This window comes from Corallococcus exercitus, from assembly GCF_042231735.1.
Classification (GTDB): domain Bacteria; phylum Myxococcota; class Myxococcia; order Myxococcales; family Myxococcaceae; genus Corallococcus; species Corallococcus exercitus_B.
Genome location: NZ_CP102577.1, coordinates 9,464,818 through 9,484,123 on the forward strand (window position 1 = coordinate 9,464,818; position 19,306 = coordinate 9,484,123).

A 19,306-nucleotide genomic window follows, 5' to 3' on the forward strand; every position below is an offset into this window, starting at 1 on the left:
CCGGGCGTGGGGCCCGGACGCCGCTCGTCACCGCCGCGAAATCCGCCTCAGGCGCAGTAGTACGTCGGGGCCAGCTCCAGCACGCGCTGCTCGGCGACGGGGGAGAGCGCGCGCAGGCGGGAGAGGAAGAGGGGCGCCTTCATCCCCATCCCGATGAAGCCATGGACATACGAGCGCTCCTGGAGCTCGGACAGCTGCTGGCGCTCGGCGGGCGTGAAGGTGCGCCCCACCGCCTTCTCCAGCGTCTGGAGGTCCAGCGCGAGCTGCGCGTTCAGCGTCCCGCGCAGCGCCTGGAGCAGCTCCGCGTACTCGGTCAGGGCCGCGTCCAGGGCGTCGGGCGCCTCCGCGAGGATCTTCTGGGCCTCCAGGAAGTCCAGCCGGGTGTGCTGCGCCTCCTCCAGCCAGTGGTGCTTGAGCAGGTTGCAGAACAGCGGGTCCAACGCCTCGTCCTGGTTCCCGCGCACCGTCTCCAGGTAGTGCTGCTGGGTCATCAGCTCCATGTGCAGGTTGAAGATGAGCACCCCCAGGTTCGACTTCGCCATGATGGCCCGGGCCACCTCCACCTGGTTGTCGAGCAGGGCCGGGGCGACCTTGAACCCCTTCGCGAACGCGCCGGTGAAGCGCGAGAAGAGCTGCTGGTGCTTCAGCTCCTCCTCGGTGAAGCGCAGGAGCGCGCGCATGTGCGTCGCGTTCCCGTGCAGCTCCAGGCCGGCGCGCTGGGCGGCCAGCGCGACGGCGTACTCCTCCAGGAACAGGAACAGGTGGGCGTAGCTGTTGGAGCGGATGTGATTCAGCGTCAGCCGCTCCTCCTTGCTCAGGAAGGGGATGGCTTCCGTGCCTGTCAGCGCATCCGAGAGGAACCGGTGGCTGAAGTCGAGCACGGTGTCCTTGGGCAACAGCTCATCAATGCGCCAGGACACCCGCTCTGAACTCTGGATGCAGGACTGGTACTCCGGGGTTTGATTGAGCATTCATCAATCAAACAGGTGTTTCCATTTGCCCGTCAATCCTTCCACTTACTGGCGCGTCGAGCCGCAGGTTGAACAATCAGACGCACAGCTGTCATAGGTCTTCCCCGTGCCACACGATTCAGTGACCTGGCAGATGCCGTCCCCGCAGTTGTAGATGTCCTGGGGACGCAGCTGGGTGGTCAGGGCCTGATAGGAGACGCCGTTGATGACACAGCTCTCCCAGAAGGTGTGGTTCGCGGCGCGGCTGCAGACGCTCGCGCACGTGCCCACGTGCTGGAGGGGGGCACACCCCGTGTCCTCACCGGCCCCCCTGGCGGAGAGCGCGCAGCCCCGGGTGGTGCTCTCGGACCTCCTCAAGGTGCGGTCACTGCCGACGAAGATGCCCTCGCCGGTGAACAGGTTGCCGAAGAAGCAGGCCTCCTTCTCCGGGTAGTCCGCGGCCTCGCCGGACGCCATCGGGATGGCGGCGCCCGTGGAGTCACGGCCCCGGACCGAGATGGGAACGGAGGCGCCCAGCTTGTTGACGTGCGCGGCGAGGCACGCGGAGATCCGCTGCTGCTCCGCCACCGTGATGGCGGCGCCCTGGGCCCAGGCGGTGGCCAGCCCCAGGCGGCCCGGCCAGGTGTAGGTGACGCCCGTGGTGGGGCTGGTCCAGACGCGCGTCTGGCCGGCGGGCAGGGCGCAGGCGACGACGTACTTCATCACCATGTCGGAGTAGGCGACGGACGCGTTGCCGTTGAACCAGGCCGCGAACGACGTGGCCGCCAGTCCGTTGGTGGAGAGCCCGTTCGTGGACAGGCCATTGGTGGACAGCCCATTGGTGGACAGGCCGTTCGTGGACAGCCCATTGGTGGACAGGCCGTTGGTCGCGATGGCCTCCTGGGAGAGTTCGCTCAGGTCCGGAGACTCCGACGCAGCCTCTTCGCTTCCGACGCAGCCTCCCGCGCCCAGAAGCAGCCCCAGGCAAAGAAATGCCACGGCACGGCCGATGCTCGGCATCTGAGTCTTCATGTGAACCCCCCACAGGCATTGCGACGACTGCGAAGCCTAACGGGCGCGGCTCCCGCAAACCTTTACCCTGACGTGAGGGGCTGAACCGACCTGGACGGGTCTATCCGGCCATCTAAGTAAAACCCGAAACGGCGAAACACACTGTCAGGTGTCACTTCCACGCTAACGCGGTGCGTATTGAGCACCCCGGGGCAGGGGCCTACAAACCCCCTTGTTGTCACAGTGCCAATAAGCGTCGGAGGCCGTGCATGAGATTGCGATGGAGCCGTGCGTGGGCGTGTTCGAGTTCCCTGGTCCTGGGGTTGATGGGGGCCGGGGCTGCCGCTGACCCGTTGCCGCTGCTGGAGTCCACGGCGCTGCGCTCGCCGTTCGCGGCGGCCTGCGCCGGGAAGCCGGACAGCACGCCGCTGCCCGTGGACCCGCGCACGCTGGTCGTGCCGGGCGTCAACAAGCCCGGGGCGGCCGTCCAGTTCAACGCGTACTGGGTGGACCTGCACACGCCGCCGGCGCCGTTCGTGTCGACGCTGCCGCCCAACCCCACGACGTGCGGCGAGTTCCGCGCGAGCGTCGCCCGGGGGAAGGCCAACATCGAGGGCCGCACCTACTTCCAGCCCTTCTCCAACGCGCTCGCCTACTACAACCTCTACCGGCTCTGGGGCTACCTCATCCGCCCCTCGGACTTCGACGAGCAGGTCATCAAGCGCTACGGGTACGCGAAGGCGCCGTTCCGCAATCCCTACCCGCTGCCGTGGGAGGACCCCAACCTCACGCAGGGCGGCAGCGGCCAGCTCCCCCTGGGGCTCGTGCAGGAGAAGGACGACAGGGGGCGCTACACGGGCGCCATCAGCTCCAGCTGCTCGGGCTGCCACGACTCGCGGCTGGGCACGGAGCAGGAAGCCGGCTTCGTGTGGGGGCGCTCGAACGACGCGCTGGACGCGGGGTTGATCCAGTCCGACCTCTTCCGCTCCACGGTCGTGGGCAACGTGTTCCAGCTCGCGCCCATCCCCTGGAGCGTGGGCCGCGGCACCAGTGACGCCATTGGCATCGTGGACCTGCTGCCCGCCCTCTTCGACATGGACTCGCTCGCGCTGGCGCCCAGCCTGCTGGAGTTCTTCCCGTCCCACGCGGGCGGCATGTCGCGCGCGCCCAACTGGTGGCAGCGCGCCTTCAAGACGCGGCAGTTCTGGGACGGCGCCCTCACGTCGGACAACGTCCGCTCGGAGATGGCCTTCGGCGTCGCGAACCTGGGGCGCTCGGCCGCGCAGCGCCGGGCCCTGACCGCCGAGTTCGAGGACAACGACAACTTCTTCATCTCGCTGTCGCCGCCCACGTACCCGAAGACGGTCAACACCGCGCTCGCCGAGCAGGGCGCGGTGCTCTTCCACGAGCGGGACCTCTGGGCGGACGGCGCCAACGCCGACATCCCGAAGGCCGCGGGCAACGGCTCCTGCGCCAGCTGCCACGGCGTCTACTCGCCGCGCCACGCCGCGGACCCCGCGTACCTGCCCGACCCGCGCCTCAAGGGCGTGGCGGGTGTCATCACGCCCATCGAGACCATCCGCACGGACCCGGCGCGAAAGGACCTGATGGCGGACGTGCGCAAGCGCCGGGCCTGGAACACGTCCTTCCTGGCCTACAACGACGAGGCCCCCGACCACGGCCCCTTCTACGACGACCTCATCACCAGCGCGGTGCGGCGCGTGCCGCGCAGCGCGTACGACAACGGGCTGGGCCCCGTCTACTCACCCGTGGGGCCCAACGAGTGGATCAACCCGTTCGGCTACATCGCGCCGCCGCTCTATGGCGCGTGGGCCTCCGCGCCGTTCTTCCACAACGGCAGCGTGCCCACCCTCTGGGACGTGCTGAAGCCGTCGGACCGGCCCTCGGTGTGGAAGCGCATCCAGACGTCCGCCAACGTGCTGGGGACCAACGCGGGCTATGCCTCCAGTCACTCGGCCTACGACTTCGCGAAGCTGGGCTGGAAGGTGACGGCGCTGGCGTGCGCCGACGTGCCGACGCGCGACCCGTTCATCCCGTGCAGCGAGGAGATGGCGACGCCCGACATCCTCTTCGCGAACATCGCGAACATCGCCGCCAACCACAACTCGCTCGCCTACCAGTCGCCGCCGCCCATCACCCAGAAGCAGATCCGCTCGCGGATGATCTTCAACTCCCACCTCTACGGGCTGGGCAACGGCGGACATGACTTCACGCAGTCGCTCACGGACCCCGAGCGCTGGGCCCTCATCGAGTACATGAAGACGCTGTAGCGCGGCAGGGAAGGGCGGGGGGCGCGGCGAGTGGCGCCCCCCGGCCTTTGGCTACAGGAAGCGGCGGAAGAGGCCCAGCTTGCCGGTGTAGGGCGGGTAGCGCAGCTTCATGTCGAATGCGAAGGGCCGCTTCACCACGCTCTTCTTGTGGCTGAAGGCGTCGAAGCTGGCCTGGCCGTGGTAGCCGCCCAGGCCGGACTCGCCCACGCCGCCAAAGGGGAGCCCCTCCGCCGCGAAGTGGACGCACACGTCGTTGGTGACGGCGCCGCCGCTGGAGGTCTCCGCGAGGACGCGCTCGTTGACCGCCGCGTCCCGCGCGAAGCTGTAGAGGGCGAGCGGCTTCGGGCGGGCGCGCACGAAGCGGATGGCCTCCTCCGTGCTGGCGCAGTCCACCAGGGGGAGGAGGGGGCCGAAGATCTCCTCCTGCATCAGCGGGCTCGTCAGCGGCGCGTCGGTGATGACGGTGGGCGCGAAGTAGCGGCTGGCCCGGTCGCGCTCGCCGCCAAAGGCGATGCGCCCGTCGGCCGCGAGCGCGCAGATGCGCTCGAAGTGGCGGGCGTTGACGATGCGGCCATAGTCACTGCTCGTCCGCGCGTCGTCGCCGTAGAAGCTCCGCACGGCCTGCTGGAGCAGCTCCGTGAAGCGGCCCTTGAGCTCCGGGGGGATGAGCACGTAGTCCGGCGCGATGCAGGTCTGCCCCGCGTTGACGTACTTGCCCCAGGCGATGCGGCGCGCGGTGACCTCCAGGTCCGCGCTCCGGTCGATGATGCAGGGGCTCTTGCCCCCCAGCTCCAGGACGGTGGGCGTCAGGTGCCGGGCCGCGGCCTCCGCGACGCTCCGCCCCACCTGCGTGCCTCCGGTGAAGAAGATGAGGTCCCAGCGCTCGTCGAGGAGGGCGCGGCTCTCCTCCACGCCGCCCTCCACGACGGAGACGACCTCCGGGGGGAACGCCTCTCCCAGCATCCGCGCGAGCACGCGTGAGGTCTCCGGCGCGTGCTCGCTGGGCTTCAGCACGGCCGTACAGCCCGCGCTGAGCGCCCCGATGAGCGGTGCGATGGACAGCTGATAGGGATAGTTCCAGGGCGCGATGATGAGCGTCACGCCCAGGGGCTCCGCGTACTGCCAGGCCCGCGCCGGCTGGATGACGAGCGGCGCGGAGCCCTTCTGAGGCTGCATCCAGGTCTTCACGCCCTTGAGGGCCGTCTTCAGCTCTCCGTAGATGCTGCCCACCTCCGTCAGGTAGGCCTCCTCCGGGCTCTTCGCGAGGTCGGCCTTGAGGGCGGCCAGGATGGCTTCCTCATGCTTGCGCGCCGCTGCTTCGAGCGCCCGCAGCTGCTCCTGCCGCCATTTCAGCGGGAGCGTGACGCGGGTTTCGAAACAGGCGCGCTGCCTTGAAACGAGTGCCTTCACGTCATGCTCCCGCTGATTCCTCATGGGACGACCCTTGATGTGAGTGAGGGGTTACTCGAGCAGCTCTCCACGCTCCGCCTTGGCGACGAGCGACGCGGGCGGCAGGAAGTGCTTCCCGTAGCGCTCCGCGAGCTGGCGCGCGCGGAGGACGAAGCCGCGCGGCCCCGTGCCGGACGGGCCCTCGTAGCCGTTGATGTACTGCACGACGCCGCCCGTCCAGGGCGGGAAGCCGATGCCCAGGATGGAGCCCACGTTCGCGTCCGCGACGGAGCGCAGCACGCCCTCGTCGAAGCAGCGCACCGTGTCGATGGCCTCCGCGAAGAGCATCCGCTCCTTCATGTCCTCGAAGGGGATGGTGTGGCCCGGCTTCGTGTAGTGCTTCGTGAGCCCTTCCCACAGGCCCGTGCGCTTGCCGTCCGCGTAGTCGTAGAACCCGCCGCCCGTGGAGCGGCCCTTGCGCCCGTGCTGATCAATCATGGCGTCCATGACCGCGTAGCTGCCGTGGTCCTGCCACGGCTGGCCCGCGGCCTCCACGGCCGCCTTCGTCTCCTGGCGGATCTTCCGGGGCAGCGTCAGCGTGAGTTCGTCCACCAGCTGGAGCGGGGCGGCGGGGTAGCCCGCCTGGAGTCCCGCCTGCTCGATGGACGCGGGCGCGATGCCCTCGCCCACCATGGCGATGGCCTCGTTGAGGAACGTGCCAATCACGCGGCTGGTGAAGAAGCCCCGGCTGTCGTTGACGACGATGGGCGTCTTGCCAATCTGCACCGCGATGTCGATGGCCTTCGCCAGCGTCGCGTCACTCGTCTGCTTGCCGGCGATGAGCTCCAAGAGCGGCATCTTGTCCACGGGGGAGAAGAAGTGCATGCCCACGAAGTCCGGCGGGCGCGACACGCCTTCGGCCAGCAGGGTGATGGGCAGGGTGGAGGTGTTGGACCCCAGCACCGCGTCCGGCGCCACCACGCCCTGAATCTCCTGGAAGACCTTGTGCTTGAGCTTCACGTCCTCGAAGACGGCCTCGATGACCAGGTCGCAGCCCGCGAGCGCGGCGGGGTCCTCCGCGGGGGTGATGCGCGCGAGGAGCGCGTCGCCCTTCTCCTTCGTGACGGAGCCCTTGGAGACAGCCTTCTCCACCAGCTTGACGGAGTAGCCCTTGCCCTTCTCCGCGGCGGCGAGGCTCACGTCCTTGAGCACCACGTCGATGCCGGCCTTGGCGCACACGTAGGCGATGCCGGCGCCCATCATGCCGGCGCCCAGCACGCCGACCTTCTTGGCGGTGTGCTGCGGGTAGCCCTTGGGGCGGCCGCCGCCGGAGTTGATGTGCTGCATGTCGAAGAAGAACGCCTGCATCATGTTCTTCGCGACCTGGCCGACGACGAGCTCCGTGAAGTAGCGCGACTCGATGGTGAACGCCGTGTCCACGTCCACCTGCGTGCTCTCCACCGCCACCGCCATGATGGCGCGCGGCGCGGGCATGTTCGCGCCCTTGAGCTGCTTGCGCAGGTTGGCGGGGAACGCGGGCAGGTTGGCCGCGAACGCCGGGTGGGACGGCGTGCCGCCCGGAATCTTGTAGCCCTTCTGGTCCCACGGCTGCTGCGCCGTCGGGTTCGCCTTCACCCACGCCTTGGCCGCGGGCAGCAGCGCGTCCACGGACGCAACCACCTCATGCACCAGCCCCAGGTCCTTCGCCTCCTGGGGGCGGTAGCGCTGGCCCTGGAGCAGCACCTTCATCAGGGCGTCCGTGATGCCCAGCATGCGCACGGTGCGCACCACGCCGCCGCCACCGGGCAGCAGGCCCAGCGTCACCTCCGGCAGGCCCACCTGCGCGCCCTTCACGTCCGCGATGATGCGGCGGTGGCACGCGAGGGCAATCTCCAGCCCGCCGCCCAGCGCCGCGCCGTTGATGGCCGCGACCACGGGCTTGCCCAGCGTCTCCAGCGTGCGCAGCTGCGCCTTGATCTCCTGGCCCAGCTCGAAGACCTGCTTCGCCTCGTCCTTCTTCACGCGGCGCAGGTCATTGAGGTCGCCGCCCGCGAAGAAGGTCTTCTTGGCGGAGGTGATGACGACGCCGGTGATGCTGTTCTTCTCCTTCACCAGCCGGTCCACCGCCGCGCGCATGGACTTCACGTAGGCGGCGTTCATGGTGTTGGCGGACTGGGAGGGGTCGTCCAGCGTCAAGACGACGATGCCGTCCGCGTCCTGTTCCCAGCGCAGGGTGTTCTGTTCGCTCATGGCTTTGCTCGGATGTCTTTGAAAGGGGAGGGAAGGGTCAGACGCGCTCGACGAGGGTGGCCACGCCCATGCCGCCGCCGACGCACAGGGTGACGACCGCGCGGCGCGCCTTGCGCCGCTCCAGCTCGTCCACCACGGTTCCAAGAATCATGGCGCCGGTGGCGCCCAGCGGGTGGCCCATGGCGATGGCGCCGCCGTTGACGTTGAGCTTCTCGTCCGGGATGCCCAGGTCCTTCTGGTACTTGAGGACCACGGAGGCGAAGGCCTCGTTGAGCTCGAACAGGTCGATGTCCTTCACCGACAAGCCCGCGATGTCGAGCAGCTTCCGGGTGGCCGGCAGCGGCCCCGTCAGCATGATGGTGGGCTCCGCGCCGGACGTGGCCACGGCGGCGATGCGTGCGCGCGGCGTGAGGCCCAGCTTCTTGCCCACCTGCTCGGAGCCCACCAGCACCAGCGCCGCGCCGTCCACGATGCCGGAGGAGTTGCCCGGCGTGTGGACGTGGTTGATGCGCTCCACGGAGTGGTACTTCTGGAGCGCCACCGCGTCGAAGCCGCCCATCTCGCCCATGGTCGTGAAGGACGCGTTGAGCTGGCCCAGCGAGGCCACGGTGGAGTCCGGGCGCATGTGCTCATCGCGGTCCAGCACGACGAGGCCGTTCTGGTCCACGACGGGGACGACGGACTTCTGGAAGTAGCCGTTGGCCCAGGCCTTCGCGGCCAGCTCCTGGGAGCGCACCGCGTAGCGGTCCACGTCCTCGCGGGTGAAGCCTTCCATCGTCGCGATGAGGTCCGCGGAGATGCCCTGCGGCACGAAGTAGGTGTCGTAGTTGGTGGCGGGGTCCATGGCCCAGGCGCCGCCGTCGGAGCCCATGGGGACGCGGGACATGCTCTCCACGCCGCCCGCGATGACCAGGTGCTCCCAGCCGGAGCGCACCTGCTGCGCGGCCATGTTCACCGCCGTCAGGCCGGAGGCGCAGAAGCGGTTGAGCTGCACGCCGCCGGTGGTCTCCGGCAGGCCGGCCGCCAGCACCAGCGTGCGGGCGATGTCCGCGCCCTGGTCGCCCACGGGGGACACGACGCCCAGCACCACGTCGTCGATGTACTTCGGGTCCAGGCTCGGGTGGCGCTGCTTGAGCGCGTCCACCAGGCCGACGAGCAGCGACACCGGCTTGGTGCCGTGCAGGGCGCCCTTCTTGCCCTTGCCGCGAGGGGTACGGACCGCGTCGAAGATGAATGCTTCCTGGCTCACGGGGAGCCTCCTTGTGAGAAGGGGAGGACGCTACAGGGACCGGGCGACGAGTTCCTTCATGACCTCGTTCGCGCCGGCGAAGATTCGCAGGACGCGCGTGTCCGCGAACAGATGGGCGATGGGGTATTCCTTCATATAGCCGTACCCGCCGAACAGCTGGAGGCAGCGGTCCACTACGAGGCAGGCCTGGTCGGACACCCAGTACTTCGCCATGGCCGCCGTCGTCACATCCAGTCCGCCCTCCAGGTGGGACGCGATGCAGTCGTCCACGAAGGTGCGGCACACCCGCTGGAGCGTCGCGCACTCCGCCAGCTCGAAGCGCGTGTTCTGCATCGCGAAGAGCGGCTTGCCGAAGACGTGGCGCTGCTTGGTGTACTCCACGGTCAGCTTCACCGCGCGTTCCAGGCTGGCCACCGCGATGATGGCCGTGGTCAGCCGCTCCTGGGGCAGCTGCTGCATGAGCTGGGCGAAGCCCCGGCCCTCTTCTCCGCCCAGCAGGTTGACGGCGGGGACCTGGAGGTCGTCGAAGAAGAGCTCGGTGGTGTCCTGGCCCTTGCCGCCCAGCTTGTCGAGGATGCGGCCGCGCTCGAAGCCGGGCGTCGTGTCGGAGACCTCCGCGCACAGGAGTGAAATCCCCCCGTGGCCCTGCTGGCCCGTCCTCACGACGAGGATGAGGAAGTCGCAGACGTGGCCGTTGGAGATGAACGTCTTCGCCCCGCTCACCCGGTAGAAGTCGCCCTCACGCACCGCGCGGGTGGTGATGGCCTGGAGGTCGGAGCCCGTGCCCGGCTCCGTCATGGCGATGGCGCCCACCCACTCACCGCGGGCCAGCCGGGGCAGCCACTTCTGCTTCTGGGCCTCCGATGCGTAGGCGAGCAGGTAGTGCGCGACGATGGCGCAGTGGACGGGGAAGCCCATGGACGGGTCCCCGGCGCGGATCTGCTCCTCGATGAGGACCGCCTCGTGCGCGAACGTGCCGCCCGCGCCGCCGTAGGCCTCCGGGATGGACATGCACAGGAGGCCCAGCTCGCCGGCACGGCGGTAGAGCGCCTTGTCCGGGTAGCCCTGCTCCACGTGCTTGGGCACGTTGGGGAGGACCTCCTTCGTGAAGTAGGTGGCCGCGAGCGTGCGCACCTGCTCGAGTTCGTCCGAGCTCCACCGGGGACGTGCCGTCGTCATGATGTCTGTCTCCTAGAGTCCGAAGGTCTTGCCGATGATGTCGCGCTGGATCTCGCTGGTGCCGCCGTAGACGGTGGAGATGACCGTGGCGCGCAGGTGTGACTCCATGTCGTATTCAACGGCGTAGCCGTAGCCGCCCATCATCTGCATGCCCTCCAGCGCCACGCGCTTGGCCGTCTCCGTCGTCTTGAGCTTCGCCATGGAGGCCTCGCGCGGGAGCATCCGGTCCGGGTGCTCGTCCGCCATGGCGGCGACGCGGTAGACGAGCAGCTCGCAGCAGTCCAATTCCGTGGCCAGGTCCGCGATGCGGTGCTTGAGCGCCTGGAAGGAGCCGACGGCGCGGCCGAACTGCTTGCGCTCCTTCACGTAGGCGACCGCGTCGTCGAACGCGCGCCGGCCCCGGCCCAGCATGGACGCGGCGAGGAGCAGCCGCTCGCCGTTGAGCCCCGTCATCAGCTGGGGCCAGGCCTGGTCCACGAGGCCCACCACGGAGGACTCCGGCAGGAAGCAGTCCGTGAAGAAGACGTCGTTGACCTCCTTGCCGCCCATCGTGGGGATGCCGCGGATCTCCATGCCGGGCGTGCCCGCGGGGACGCAGAACATGGTGAGGCCTTCATGGCGCGAGTCCACCGTGTTCGTGCGCGCCACGAGCAGCACGTGGTCCGCGAGGTGCGCGTTGGAGCACCAGGTCTTCTGCCCGTTGACGATGAAGCCCCCTCGGGTCCGGACCGCGCGGCAGCTGAGCGCGGCGACGTCCGAGCCGGCCCCGGGCTCGGAGATGGAGATGGCCTCCACCCGGCCGCGTGCGATGCCGCCGAGGAGGGTCTCCTTCTGCGCCGGAGTCCCGAACTTCGAGTAGGGGCCCGCCGCCACCGCCGTGGTGATGTAGCCCCCCACGGGCGCGAGCCCGTACGAGGTCCGCTCCGCGAAGAGGCACATCTCGGACATGCCCCCGCCCGAGCCGCCGTACTCCGGCGGGATGCCCACGCCCAGCCAGCCCAGCTCCGCCATCTGGGCGTAGAGGCCGGGGGCGTGCGCCTCTGCTCCGTGGTGAGTCAGCGCGTCCCGCTGCGCGCGCGTGCCCGTCCTGTCGCGGCAGAACGCGTCGATGGCGTCGGCGAACGCGGCTTGCTCCGGGGTTCTCACATGCATGGTGGGCTCTTGGGGGGAGGGAGGGGGTCAGGCGTTCGCGTAGAGCCCGGCGATGCGCTCCGCGTATTGAGCGAGCAGTACGCGGCGCTTGAGCTTGAGGGTGACCGTCAGCTCGCCCGTCGCGGCGGACCAGGCTTCGGGGACCACCTGGAAGCGTTTGATCTGCTCGGAGCGGGAGAGCCGGGCGTTGGCCGCGGCGACGACGGATTCCAGCTCCGCCAGGACCGCGGGCTCGCGCGCCAGGTCCGCGAGCGCAATGGTGGAGAGCCCCCGGGCCCGGGCCCAGAGCGGCGCGGCCTCCGGGTCCAGCGACACGAGCGCCGTCACGTAGGGGTGACCGTCACCGATGGCGATGGCCTGGGCCACCAACGGGTGGGCGCGCAGCATGCCTTCGAGCTTGGACGGGGCGATGTTCTTCCCGCTCGAGGTGATGATCAGCTCCTTCTTGCGGTCCGTGATGCTGAGGAAGCCGTCCGCGTCGAGCGTGCCGATGTCGCCGGTGGCGAGCCAGCCGTCCGCGTCCACGGCGCTGACAATCTGGCCGTCCGGCGCCAGGTAGCCCATGAACACCACCGGGCCGCGCACGAAGATCTCCCCGTCCTCCGCCAGCTTGAGCCGCAGCCCGGGGATGGGCCGCCCGACGGAGCCGACGCGGAAGTCGTTGGGCAAATTGATGGTGGCGCAGCCGGTGGTCTCGCTCATGCCCCAGACCTCCAGCACCTGGATGCCGAAGCCGCCCAGGTACTCCAGGATGTCCACGGGGATGGGCGCGGAGCCGCTGCTCGTCCACACCAGCGCGTCCAGCCCCATGGACCTGCGCAAGGGCTCCAGCACGCGCGCCTCGGCGTCCTGGGCCTTCTGCTGAAGCTCAGCGGGCACGGCCTTGCCCGCGCCCCGTAAGCGGAAGGACTCCAGGGCGACGGCGTGGGCGGCGAGCAGGGGCTCGCGCCGGGCGGGCTCCAGCGCGTCCACCTTCAGCCGCAGGCCGGAGGCGAGCTTCTCCCAGAGGCGCGGCACGCCGAAGAACGCGGGGGCGCGCGAGCGGGCCAGCAGCGGCACCACGCCCGTGGGGTCCGTGCACAGGTGCATGTGCAGCGCCTTGTAGAGCGAGCGGTACAGCCCGAGCTCGCGCTCCGCCACGTGCGCCAGCGGGAGGTAGGCGATGGAGGGGACCCGCATCGGGACGGGGACGGAGAGGTCCACGGCCACCGCTTCGTAGAAGGCGTTGCGGTGGCTCAGCACCACGCCCTTGGGATCGCCGGTGGTGCCGGACGTGTACATCATCGCCAGCGGGTCCTCCGGGCGGATGTCCTTCCAGCCGTCCTCGAAGGCCTGGGGGTTGGCCTCGTGCAGGGCGCGGCCCTCGGACTCCACCTCCGCGAAGGAGATGAACCGCGAGTCCCCGCGCGGCAGGGCGGCTTCGTCCAGCACGACGACGCGCTTGAGCGCCGGGAGCGTCTCAAACACAGGCCACCAGCGCGACAGCTCCTCCGCGCCCTCCAGCACCACCACGGTGGCGGCGCTGTGCCGGGCGACGTAGCCCACCTGCTCACTGCTCAGGGTCTGGTACGCGGTGCAGGTGATGGCCCCCAGGTGGACGGCGGCATAGTCGACGATCCAATGCTCCGGCCGGCCGGACATCATGATCATCATCCGCTCGCCCCGGCCCAAGCCCAGCACGCAGAGCCCGCGGGCCACCGCGGCGGTCCGCTCGCGCACCTGGCCCCAGGTGAGGGTGGTCTCGCCGAAGGTGAGGGCGGGCGCGTCCGCGTACTCCGTGGCGTTGCGTTGGAGGAGGCGCGGCAGCGTGAGCTGAGCCGCCAGGGACTGGCACTGCGCTTCCAGGGATGCGTGAGACGGATCCATGGGCACCTCCACCGGTTCAATGGCAATCAGGCTGTGGCGTGCTGCTTCCTCGTCAGGGGTCGACGTAGAGGTCGAGCGCGACGTCGGGGCCGCCCCCGTAGCGGCGGAAGTCGGTGACTCCCTCCGCGCGCAGCACGTCCTCGTCGATGAAGGTCTGACCCGTGCACTCGCGCGGTGGGCGCTGGAGGAGGGCCACGGCCGCGTCCGCCATGATGTCCGGGGAGCGGGCCCGCTGCATCGACGCGTCCCCTCCGAGCAGGTTCTTCACGGCGGCGGTGGCGATGAGCGTGCGCGGCCAGAGCGTGTTCGCGCCGATGCCCGCGTCCGCGAACTCCGCGGCCCAGCCGAGCGTGAGCAGCGTCATCCCGTACTTGGCCAGCGTGTACGCCGGGTGCAATCCCAGCCAGCGCGGGGCCAGGTTCACCGGCGGGGACAGCGAGAGGATGTGCGCGTGCGGTGAGCGCCGCAGGTGGGGAAGCGCCGCGCGCGTCAGCAGGAACGTGCCCCGCAGCTGGATCTGCTGCATCAGGTCGAAGCGCTTGACCGGGAGTTCCTCGGTCTTGAGCGGGGCGAGGGCGCTCGCGTTGTTCACGCAGAAGTCGATGCCGCCGAAGCGCGCCACGGCTGCGTCCACGGCGCGCTGCACGTCCGCCTCTTCCCGCACGTCACCCACCACCGCGAGCGCCTGGCCGCCAGCGGTTTCAATCTCCGCCGCGGCCGTGTGCACGGTGCCCGGCAGGCGCGGATCCGGGGTGCCCGTCTTGGCGAGCAGGACGACGTTGGCGCCCAGCCGCCCCGCCGCGACGCCGATGGCCAGCCCGATGCCACGGCTTCCGCCGGACATCAGCAGCGTGCGTCCGGCGAGGGGGCCCGGACCGCCCGTCGGTCCACTCACTTCTGGGGCCCCGGCTTCTTCGTCGCGGCGCCGCGCCCGGGCGTCGCCGTCCGGGCGAGCTGGGGGAGCAGGTCGCGCACGATGAGCAGGAGCGATTCGCTCAGGAGCAGGTGCGTCTCCTCGCGGCTGAGCGTCCCGTCGCGGAGCCACTCGCGGATGGAGGACTTCACCAGTCCGCCGTAGGAGCGGATCATCGCCCGCTGCCTTGAATCGTTGCCGACCTCGGCCTTGAGCCCCAGGAACTCGAGCGTTCGCGACGCGGCCACGTCGTCCGCCTCGGCGATGATGCGCTCGACGTCCGGATCCGCGCCGATGCCGCCGCTCCCGATGACGGCCAGGTACGTCTTGCCGTGGGTCGCCACGGTGTCCAGGTACCACTCCACGCTGCGCTCGACGCGCTCTCGCAGGGTTCCGGTCATGGGGACGCTCTTTTCGATGCCGGGCATGAGCAGCATTCGCTTCACGACCTTCAGGTAGAGGTCCCGCTTCTGCCCGAAGTAGTGGTTGAGGAGTCCCCGCGCGACGCCCGCCTCCTTGGCGATGTCGGTGGTGGAGACCTCCGCGTAGGGGCGCTCGCCGAACAGGCGCATGGCGCACTCGAGGATCTGCTGCCGGCGCTCGTCGGGTTCCAGCCGCTTCCAGCGGGGGGCCAGGGCGCTCATCGCCGTGCCTCCTGCCAGGGGAGGAACGCGGGCAGGTCTTGAGTCACCGTCCGGGAGAACTTCGCGGGTCGCTTCTGCATGAAGGCCATGACGCCTTCTAGCGCGTCCGGGCTCTCTCCCAGGCTCGCGATGAGCTGGCTGTCCAGCGCGAACGCGGGCTCGGGCGAGGCCAGGGCGCTCATCCGGTAGAGCGCCTGACGGATGACGGCCACGGACACCGGCGCGGTCGTCTCCACCAGCTCCTTCGCCAGCGCCTGCGCGGCGCCCGCCAGCGCCTCGGGCTCATGGAGGGAGTGGACCAGCCCCGCGCCCAGCGCCTCCTGCGCCGGAATCAGCCGGCCGCTCACCATCCAGTCCATCGCACGGCCCAGCCCCACCAGCCGCGGCAGGAACCAGCAGGAGCCCGCCTCCGGGTAGATGCCGCGCCGGCTGAAGACAAACCCGAATCGGCTGTTGTTGGCGGCGAGCCGGTAGTCCGCGGGGAGGATCATCGTGGAGCCCACGCCCACCGCCGCGCCCTGGACGGCGGCGATGACAGGCTTTCTGAGCGCGAACAGCTGGCGGGCCACGCGGGTCGCCGGCTCCACCCAGGCGCCCCCGGGGATGTCTGTGTTCGTGACCTCCAGCGACTGCCCGCTGAGGTCCGCCCCCACGCAGAAGTCCCTGCCAGCGCCCGACAGGATGACCACCCGCACCGCCTCGTCCGCGTCCGCGGCGGCGAGCGCGGCGGCGAGCTCGTCCGACATGAGCACGGTGAAGCCATTGCGCGCCTCGGGCCGGTGCAGCTCCACGGTGGCGACCCGGTCCGCGACCGAAACACGGATGTGTTGGTAGCTCATGGATTGGAATTCCTGGCGCATGTGAGCGCTATAGTGGGTGCTTGTTGGCGGTCCGTCAACAACAAGAGTCATTGCACATCCCTGATTGGATTTCGACCTTCTGCGTCATCCCCTTTCATCCTGGAGAACGCCCATGAGTCCTGTCGCCTTGAGTCTGGAGGGCCGCCGCGCCCTGATCACCGGGGCCTCCGGAGGGCTGGGATTGCACTTCGCGCAGGTGCTGGCGCGGGCGGGAGCGGAGGTGGTGTTGGCGGCACGCCGGGCGGACAAGCTGGCCGTAGAGGTGGAGCGGCTGCGGGAATCCGGGCTGCGTGCGCATGCCGTGTCCATGGACGTGACGCTCGCGGCGTCCGTGCAGGCGGCGGTGGCCGAGGCCGAAGCGAAGGCGGGCGGGGTGCTGGACGTGCTGGTGAACAACGCGGGCGTGTCCGGCGAGGGCTTCTTCCTCCAGGTGGAGGAGGCGCAGTGGGACGCGGTGATGGACACCAACCTCAAGGGCGCGTACCTGGTGGCGAAGGCCGTGGCCGGGCGGCTGGTGGAGCACGGCACGCCGGGCAGCATCATCCACATCGCCTCCATCCTGGGGCTGCGGGTGGGCGGCGGGGTGGCGCCCTACAGCGCGTCCAAGGCCGGGTTGATCCACCTCACGCGGGCCATGGCGTTCGAGCTGGCGCGGCACTCCATCCGCGTGAACGCGCTGGCGCCGGGCTACATCGAGACGGACTTCAACCGCGCCTTCTTCGCGTCGGACGCCGGCAGGAAGCTCGTCTCGCGCATTCCCATGCGGCGGCTCGGCTTCATGCAGGAGCTGGACGGCCCGTTGCTGCTGCTCGCCTCGGAGGCCGGCAGCTTCATGACCGGCTCGGTCATCGAAGTGGATGGCGGCCACCTCTGCTCCGCCCTGTAGTCCCTCTCTCTTCCAGGAGCCCCCGATGGACTTCTCCCTCTCTCCCGAAATCGAAGCGTACCGGCTGCGCGTGCGTGACTTCGTGGCCACGCACGTGCTGCCGCTGGAGAAGCAGCCGGCCGCGTTCGACGCGCACGAGAACCTCCGTGAAGAGTTGGTAGCCAAAGTGCGGGAGCGGGCGCGCGCGGAAGGGCTCTGGGCCTTCCAGATGCCGAAGGCGCGCGGAGGGCGGGGGTTGGGCGTGGTGGGCATGGCGGCCTGCTACGAGGAGGCTGCCCGTTCGCCCTTCGGCCCGGTGATGTTCAACGCCGCGCCGCCGGATGACGGCACCATGATCCTCCTGGAGAAGGTGCTCGCGACGGAGGAGTTGAAGCAGCGCTGGTTGCAGCCCCTCGTCGACGGCCGGGTGCGCTCCGCCTTCGCGATGACGGAGCCGGACGGCTGCGGCTCCGACCCGTCCCTCACCTATACGCGTGCTGAGCGGCAGGGCGATGCGTGGGTCCTCACGGGCCGCAAGTGGTTCATCACCGGCGCGCAAGGTGCACAGCACTTCATCGTGGTGGCGCGCACCTCCGACGACGAGCGCAAGGGGCTCACCGCCTTCCTCTTCGACGCCGGCCAGCCCGGCTGGCGCATCGAGCGGCGCATTCCCATCATGGGCCCCGAGGAGCACGGCGGCCATTGCGAGCTCGTCTTCGAAGGGCTGCGCATCCCGGACTCGCAGCGCCTGCTGGAGGTGGGGGACGGCCTCAAGGTCACGCAGATCCGCCTGGGCACGGCGCGCCTCACGCACTGCATGCGCTGGCTGGGATTGGCGAAGCGGTGCCTGGAAGAAGCGGGAGGGTATGTCTCGCGGCGGATGAGCTTCGGGGAGACTCTGTCTCGGCATGAGGGCGTGCAGTGGATGCTGGGCGATGCGGCCAAGGACATCCACATTGGACGGCTGCTCACCATGAGCGCGGCCTGGAAGCTGGACCAGGGGGACTTCGCGCGCACGGACATCTCCATCGCGAAGATCCATGTGGCGGACGCGCTGCACAAGGCCGCGGACACGGCCATCCAGTTGATGGGCGCGCGCGGCTACTCCAAGGACACCATCGTCGAGTGGATCTACCGATACGCGCGACAGGCGCGGCTCGTCGACGGGGCCAGTGAGATCCACAAGATGGTGCTGTCGCGCGCGTACCTGTCGGAGGGCGCGGACTTCTTCCGGTGGGGCGTGGCGCCCGCCTCCCGGAAAGAGGGTTGAGCGATGCGCGAGGAACAGGAGCGCGCGCTGGAGTCCTTCCTGGCCGCGAAGGCGGAGGCCCGCGAGGTGCGGCTCACCGAGGCACGCCTGCTCTCCGGGGGCGCCATCCAGGAGAACTGGCTGCTGACGGCGGTGGTGCGCGGCGGGCCCCATGACGGCGTGCTGGAGTGCGTGCTGCGCTCGGATGCGCCTTCGGGCGTCGCCGTGTCGCATGGCCGCGCGCAGGAGTTCGCCCTGCTGCGAGAGGCGTTCCGCGCGGGCGTGACGGTGCCGGAGCCGCTGTGGCAGGGGGACGCGTCCGTCCTCGGACGCGCGTTCTTCGTGATGCGCAAGGCCCGGGGGACCGCCGCCGGCCATCGCGTGGTGAAGGACCTGGGGCTGGGCGGGGACCGCGAGGCGCTGACCGAGCGGCTGGGAGAAGAGCTGGCGCGGCTGCACGCCATCCGGCCTCCCGTGGAAGCCCTGTCCTTCCTCCCGGTGCCGGCGCTGTCACCCGCGCTGCGGGGCGTGAAGGAGTTCCAGACGTTCCTGGACGGTCATCACACGGCGTTCCCGGCGCTGGAGTGGGGGATTCGCTGGCTGGAGCGGCACGCGCCCGCGACGCCGGAGTGGGTGCTCACGCACCGGGACTTCCGCACCGGCAATTACATGCTGGATGAAGCCGGCCTCACGGCGGTGCTGGATTGGGAGTTCGCGGCCTGGTCGGATCCACTGGAGGACCTGGGCTGGTTCTGCGCGCGGTGCTGGCGCTTCGGCCAGTTCGATAAGGAGGCGGGAGGCATCGGGTCCCGCGAAGCGCTGGCGCGGGGCTATGCGCGCGTGAGCGGCCGCGTGCTGGATTGGGAGGCCGTGCGCTACTGGGAGGTCTTCGCCCATGCGAGGTGGGCGGTGATTGCCCTGCAGCAGGGGGAGCGGCACGTCTCCGGCCGGGAGCCTTCACTGGAGCTGGCCCTGACGGCCCATGTCGTGCCGGAGCTGGAGCTGGAACTTCTCCGGATGACGGGAGGACGGAATGCGTGAACAGCCAGAAGGGGCCGCGCTGCTGGCCATTGCCCGTGAGGTGCTGCTCCGGGAGTTGCTGCCCGCGCTGCCGGAGGACAAGGCCTATGCCGCGCGGATGATCGCCAACGCCATGGGCATCGCCGAGCGCCAGCTCCGCGAGGGCGCGGGCCCCCAAGAGGAGGAACACCGGGCGCTGGCGGCCCTGCTTCAGCGCGAGGGAGGGCTGGAGGAGCTGAACCGCGAGCTCGCGGCGCGGATCCGACAGGGTGGATTCGACGGGAGCGAAGAGGCCTGGTCGCTGCTGTGGGCCTCCACCGTCCAGCGGGTCCGGGAGAGCGCACCCAAGGCCCTGACGGCTCCCGACTGGAAATGACACGGGCCGCGGGATGGAAGTCCCCGCGGCCCGTGCCTGCTT

16 protein-coding genes are annotated in these 19,306 nt (G+C 69.8%); 5 read left to right on the forward strand and 11 right to left on the reverse strand.

Annotation, left to right across the window (positions count from 1 at the left end; genetic code table 11):
- Positions 1 to 47 precede the first annotated feature (47 nt).
- Both NR792_RS38175 and NR792_RS38180 read right to left on the reverse strand, forming a co-directional pair.
- The gene (locus tag NR792_RS38175; RefSeq protein ID WP_375757607.1) at positions 48 to 971 is read right to left on the reverse strand and encodes a diiron oxygenase; all 924 of its coding nucleotides are present in this window, start codon (positions 969 to 971) and stop codon (positions 48 to 50) included.
- 45 nt (positions 972 to 1,016) lie between these two features.
- Positions 1,017 to 1,982 carry a hypothetical protein gene (locus tag NR792_RS38180; protein ID WP_375757608.1) on the reverse strand — a complete coding sequence of 322 codons (966 nt, stop codon included), beginning with the start codon at positions 1,980 to 1,982 and terminating at the stop codon, positions 1,017 to 1,019.
- A gap of 248 nt (positions 1,983 to 2,230) precedes the next feature.
- On the opposite strand from NR792_RS38180, the gene NR792_RS38185 reads away from it, so the two are divergent.
- On the forward strand, positions 2,231 to 4,252 hold the full coding sequence (locus tag NR792_RS38185; RefSeq protein ID WP_375757609.1) for a hypothetical protein: 2,022 nt from the start codon (positions 2,231 to 2,233) through the stop codon (positions 4,250 to 4,252).
- A gap of 51 nt (positions 4,253 to 4,303) precedes the next feature.
- Here the strand turns inward: NR792_RS38185 and NR792_RS38190 are convergent, their stop codons facing one another.
- The 9 genes from NR792_RS38190 to NR792_RS38230 are packed head-to-tail and all read right to left on the reverse strand — an operon-like array spanning position 4,304 to position 15,733.
- A complete protein-coding gene (locus NR792_RS38190) occupies positions 4,304 to 5,686 on the reverse strand; it encodes an aldehyde dehydrogenase family protein (protein WP_375757610.1) in 1,383 nt (460 codons plus the stop codon).
- Between the two features lie 27 nt (positions 5,687 to 5,713).
- A complete protein-coding gene (locus tag NR792_RS38195) occupies positions 5,714 to 7,891 on the reverse strand; it encodes a 3-hydroxyacyl-CoA dehydrogenase NAD-binding domain-containing protein (protein WP_375757611.1) in 2,178 nt (725 codons plus the stop codon).
- Positions 7,892 to 7,928: 37 nt separating this feature from the next.
- Positions 7,929 to 9,140 (reverse strand): acetyl-CoA C-acetyltransferase, encoded by a 1,212-nt coding sequence (locus NR792_RS38200; RefSeq protein ID WP_375757612.1) that lies wholly within the window; start codon positions 9,138 to 9,140, stop codon positions 7,929 to 7,931.
- Between the two features lie 30 nt (positions 9,141 to 9,170).
- The gene (locus tag NR792_RS38205) at positions 9,171 to 10,319 is read right to left on the reverse strand and encodes an acyl-CoA dehydrogenase family protein (RefSeq protein ID WP_375757613.1); all 1,149 of its coding nucleotides are present in this window, start codon (positions 10,317 to 10,319) and stop codon (positions 9,171 to 9,173) included.
- 12 nt (positions 10,320 to 10,331) lie between these two features.
- Entirely contained in the window at positions 10,332 to 11,471 is a 1,140-nt protein-coding gene (locus tag NR792_RS38210; RefSeq protein ID WP_375757614.1) for an acyl-CoA dehydrogenase family protein, read from the reverse strand.
- A 27-nt stretch (positions 11,472 to 11,498) separates the two neighbouring features.
- Positions 11,499 to 13,337, reverse strand: a complete 1,839-nt coding sequence (locus NR792_RS38215) for an AMP-dependent synthetase/ligase (RefSeq protein WP_375757615.1) — start codon at positions 13,335 to 13,337, stop codon at positions 11,499 to 11,501.
- Positions 13,338 to 13,389: 52 nt separating this feature from the next.
- Entirely contained in the window at positions 13,390 to 14,232 is an 843-nt protein-coding gene (locus NR792_RS38220) for an SDR family oxidoreductase (protein WP_375757616.1), read from the reverse strand.
- Positions 14,229 to 14,894, reverse strand: a complete 666-nt coding sequence (locus tag NR792_RS38225; RefSeq protein ID WP_375757617.1) for a TetR/AcrR family transcriptional regulator — start codon at positions 14,892 to 14,894, stop codon at positions 14,229 to 14,231. The genes NR792_RS38220 and NR792_RS38225 overlap by 4 nt, the downstream gene beginning before the upstream one ends.
- Positions 14,891 to 15,733 carry an enoyl-CoA hydratase-related protein gene (locus NR792_RS38230; protein WP_375757618.1) on the reverse strand — a complete coding sequence of 281 codons (843 nt, stop codon included), beginning with the start codon at positions 15,731 to 15,733 and terminating at the stop codon, positions 14,891 to 14,893. Before NR792_RS38230 ends, NR792_RS38225 begins: the two co-directional genes overlap by 4 nt.
- Positions 15,734 to 15,866: 133 nt before the next feature.
- On the opposite strand from NR792_RS38230, the gene NR792_RS38235 reads away from it, so the two are divergent.
- Genes NR792_RS38235 through NR792_RS38250 form a run of 4 tightly spaced genes read left to right on the forward strand, consistent with a single transcriptional unit; the run spans position 15,867 to position 19,264 of the window.
- On the forward strand, positions 15,867 to 16,640 hold the full coding sequence (locus NR792_RS38235; RefSeq protein ID WP_375757619.1) for an SDR family NAD(P)-dependent oxidoreductase: 774 nt from the start codon (positions 15,867 to 15,869) through the stop codon (positions 16,638 to 16,640).
- A gap of 25 nt (positions 16,641 to 16,665) precedes the next feature.
- On the forward strand, positions 16,666 to 17,889 hold the full coding sequence (locus NR792_RS38240; protein WP_375757620.1) for an acyl-CoA dehydrogenase family protein: 1,224 nt from the start codon (positions 16,666 to 16,668) through the stop codon (positions 17,887 to 17,889).
- A 3-nt stretch (positions 17,890 to 17,892) separates the two neighbouring features.
- Positions 17,893 to 18,909 carry a phosphotransferase family protein gene (locus NR792_RS38245; protein WP_375757621.1) on the forward strand — a complete coding sequence of 339 codons (1,017 nt, stop codon included), beginning with the start codon at positions 17,893 to 17,895 and terminating at the stop codon, positions 18,907 to 18,909.
- Complete coding sequence (locus NR792_RS38250) at positions 18,902 to 19,264, forward strand: DUF6285 domain-containing protein (RefSeq protein WP_375757622.1); 363 nt, start codon at positions 18,902 to 18,904, stop codon at positions 19,262 to 19,264. Before NR792_RS38245 ends, NR792_RS38250 begins: the two co-directional genes overlap by 8 nt.
- Positions 19,265 to 19,306: the final 42 nt, after the last annotated feature.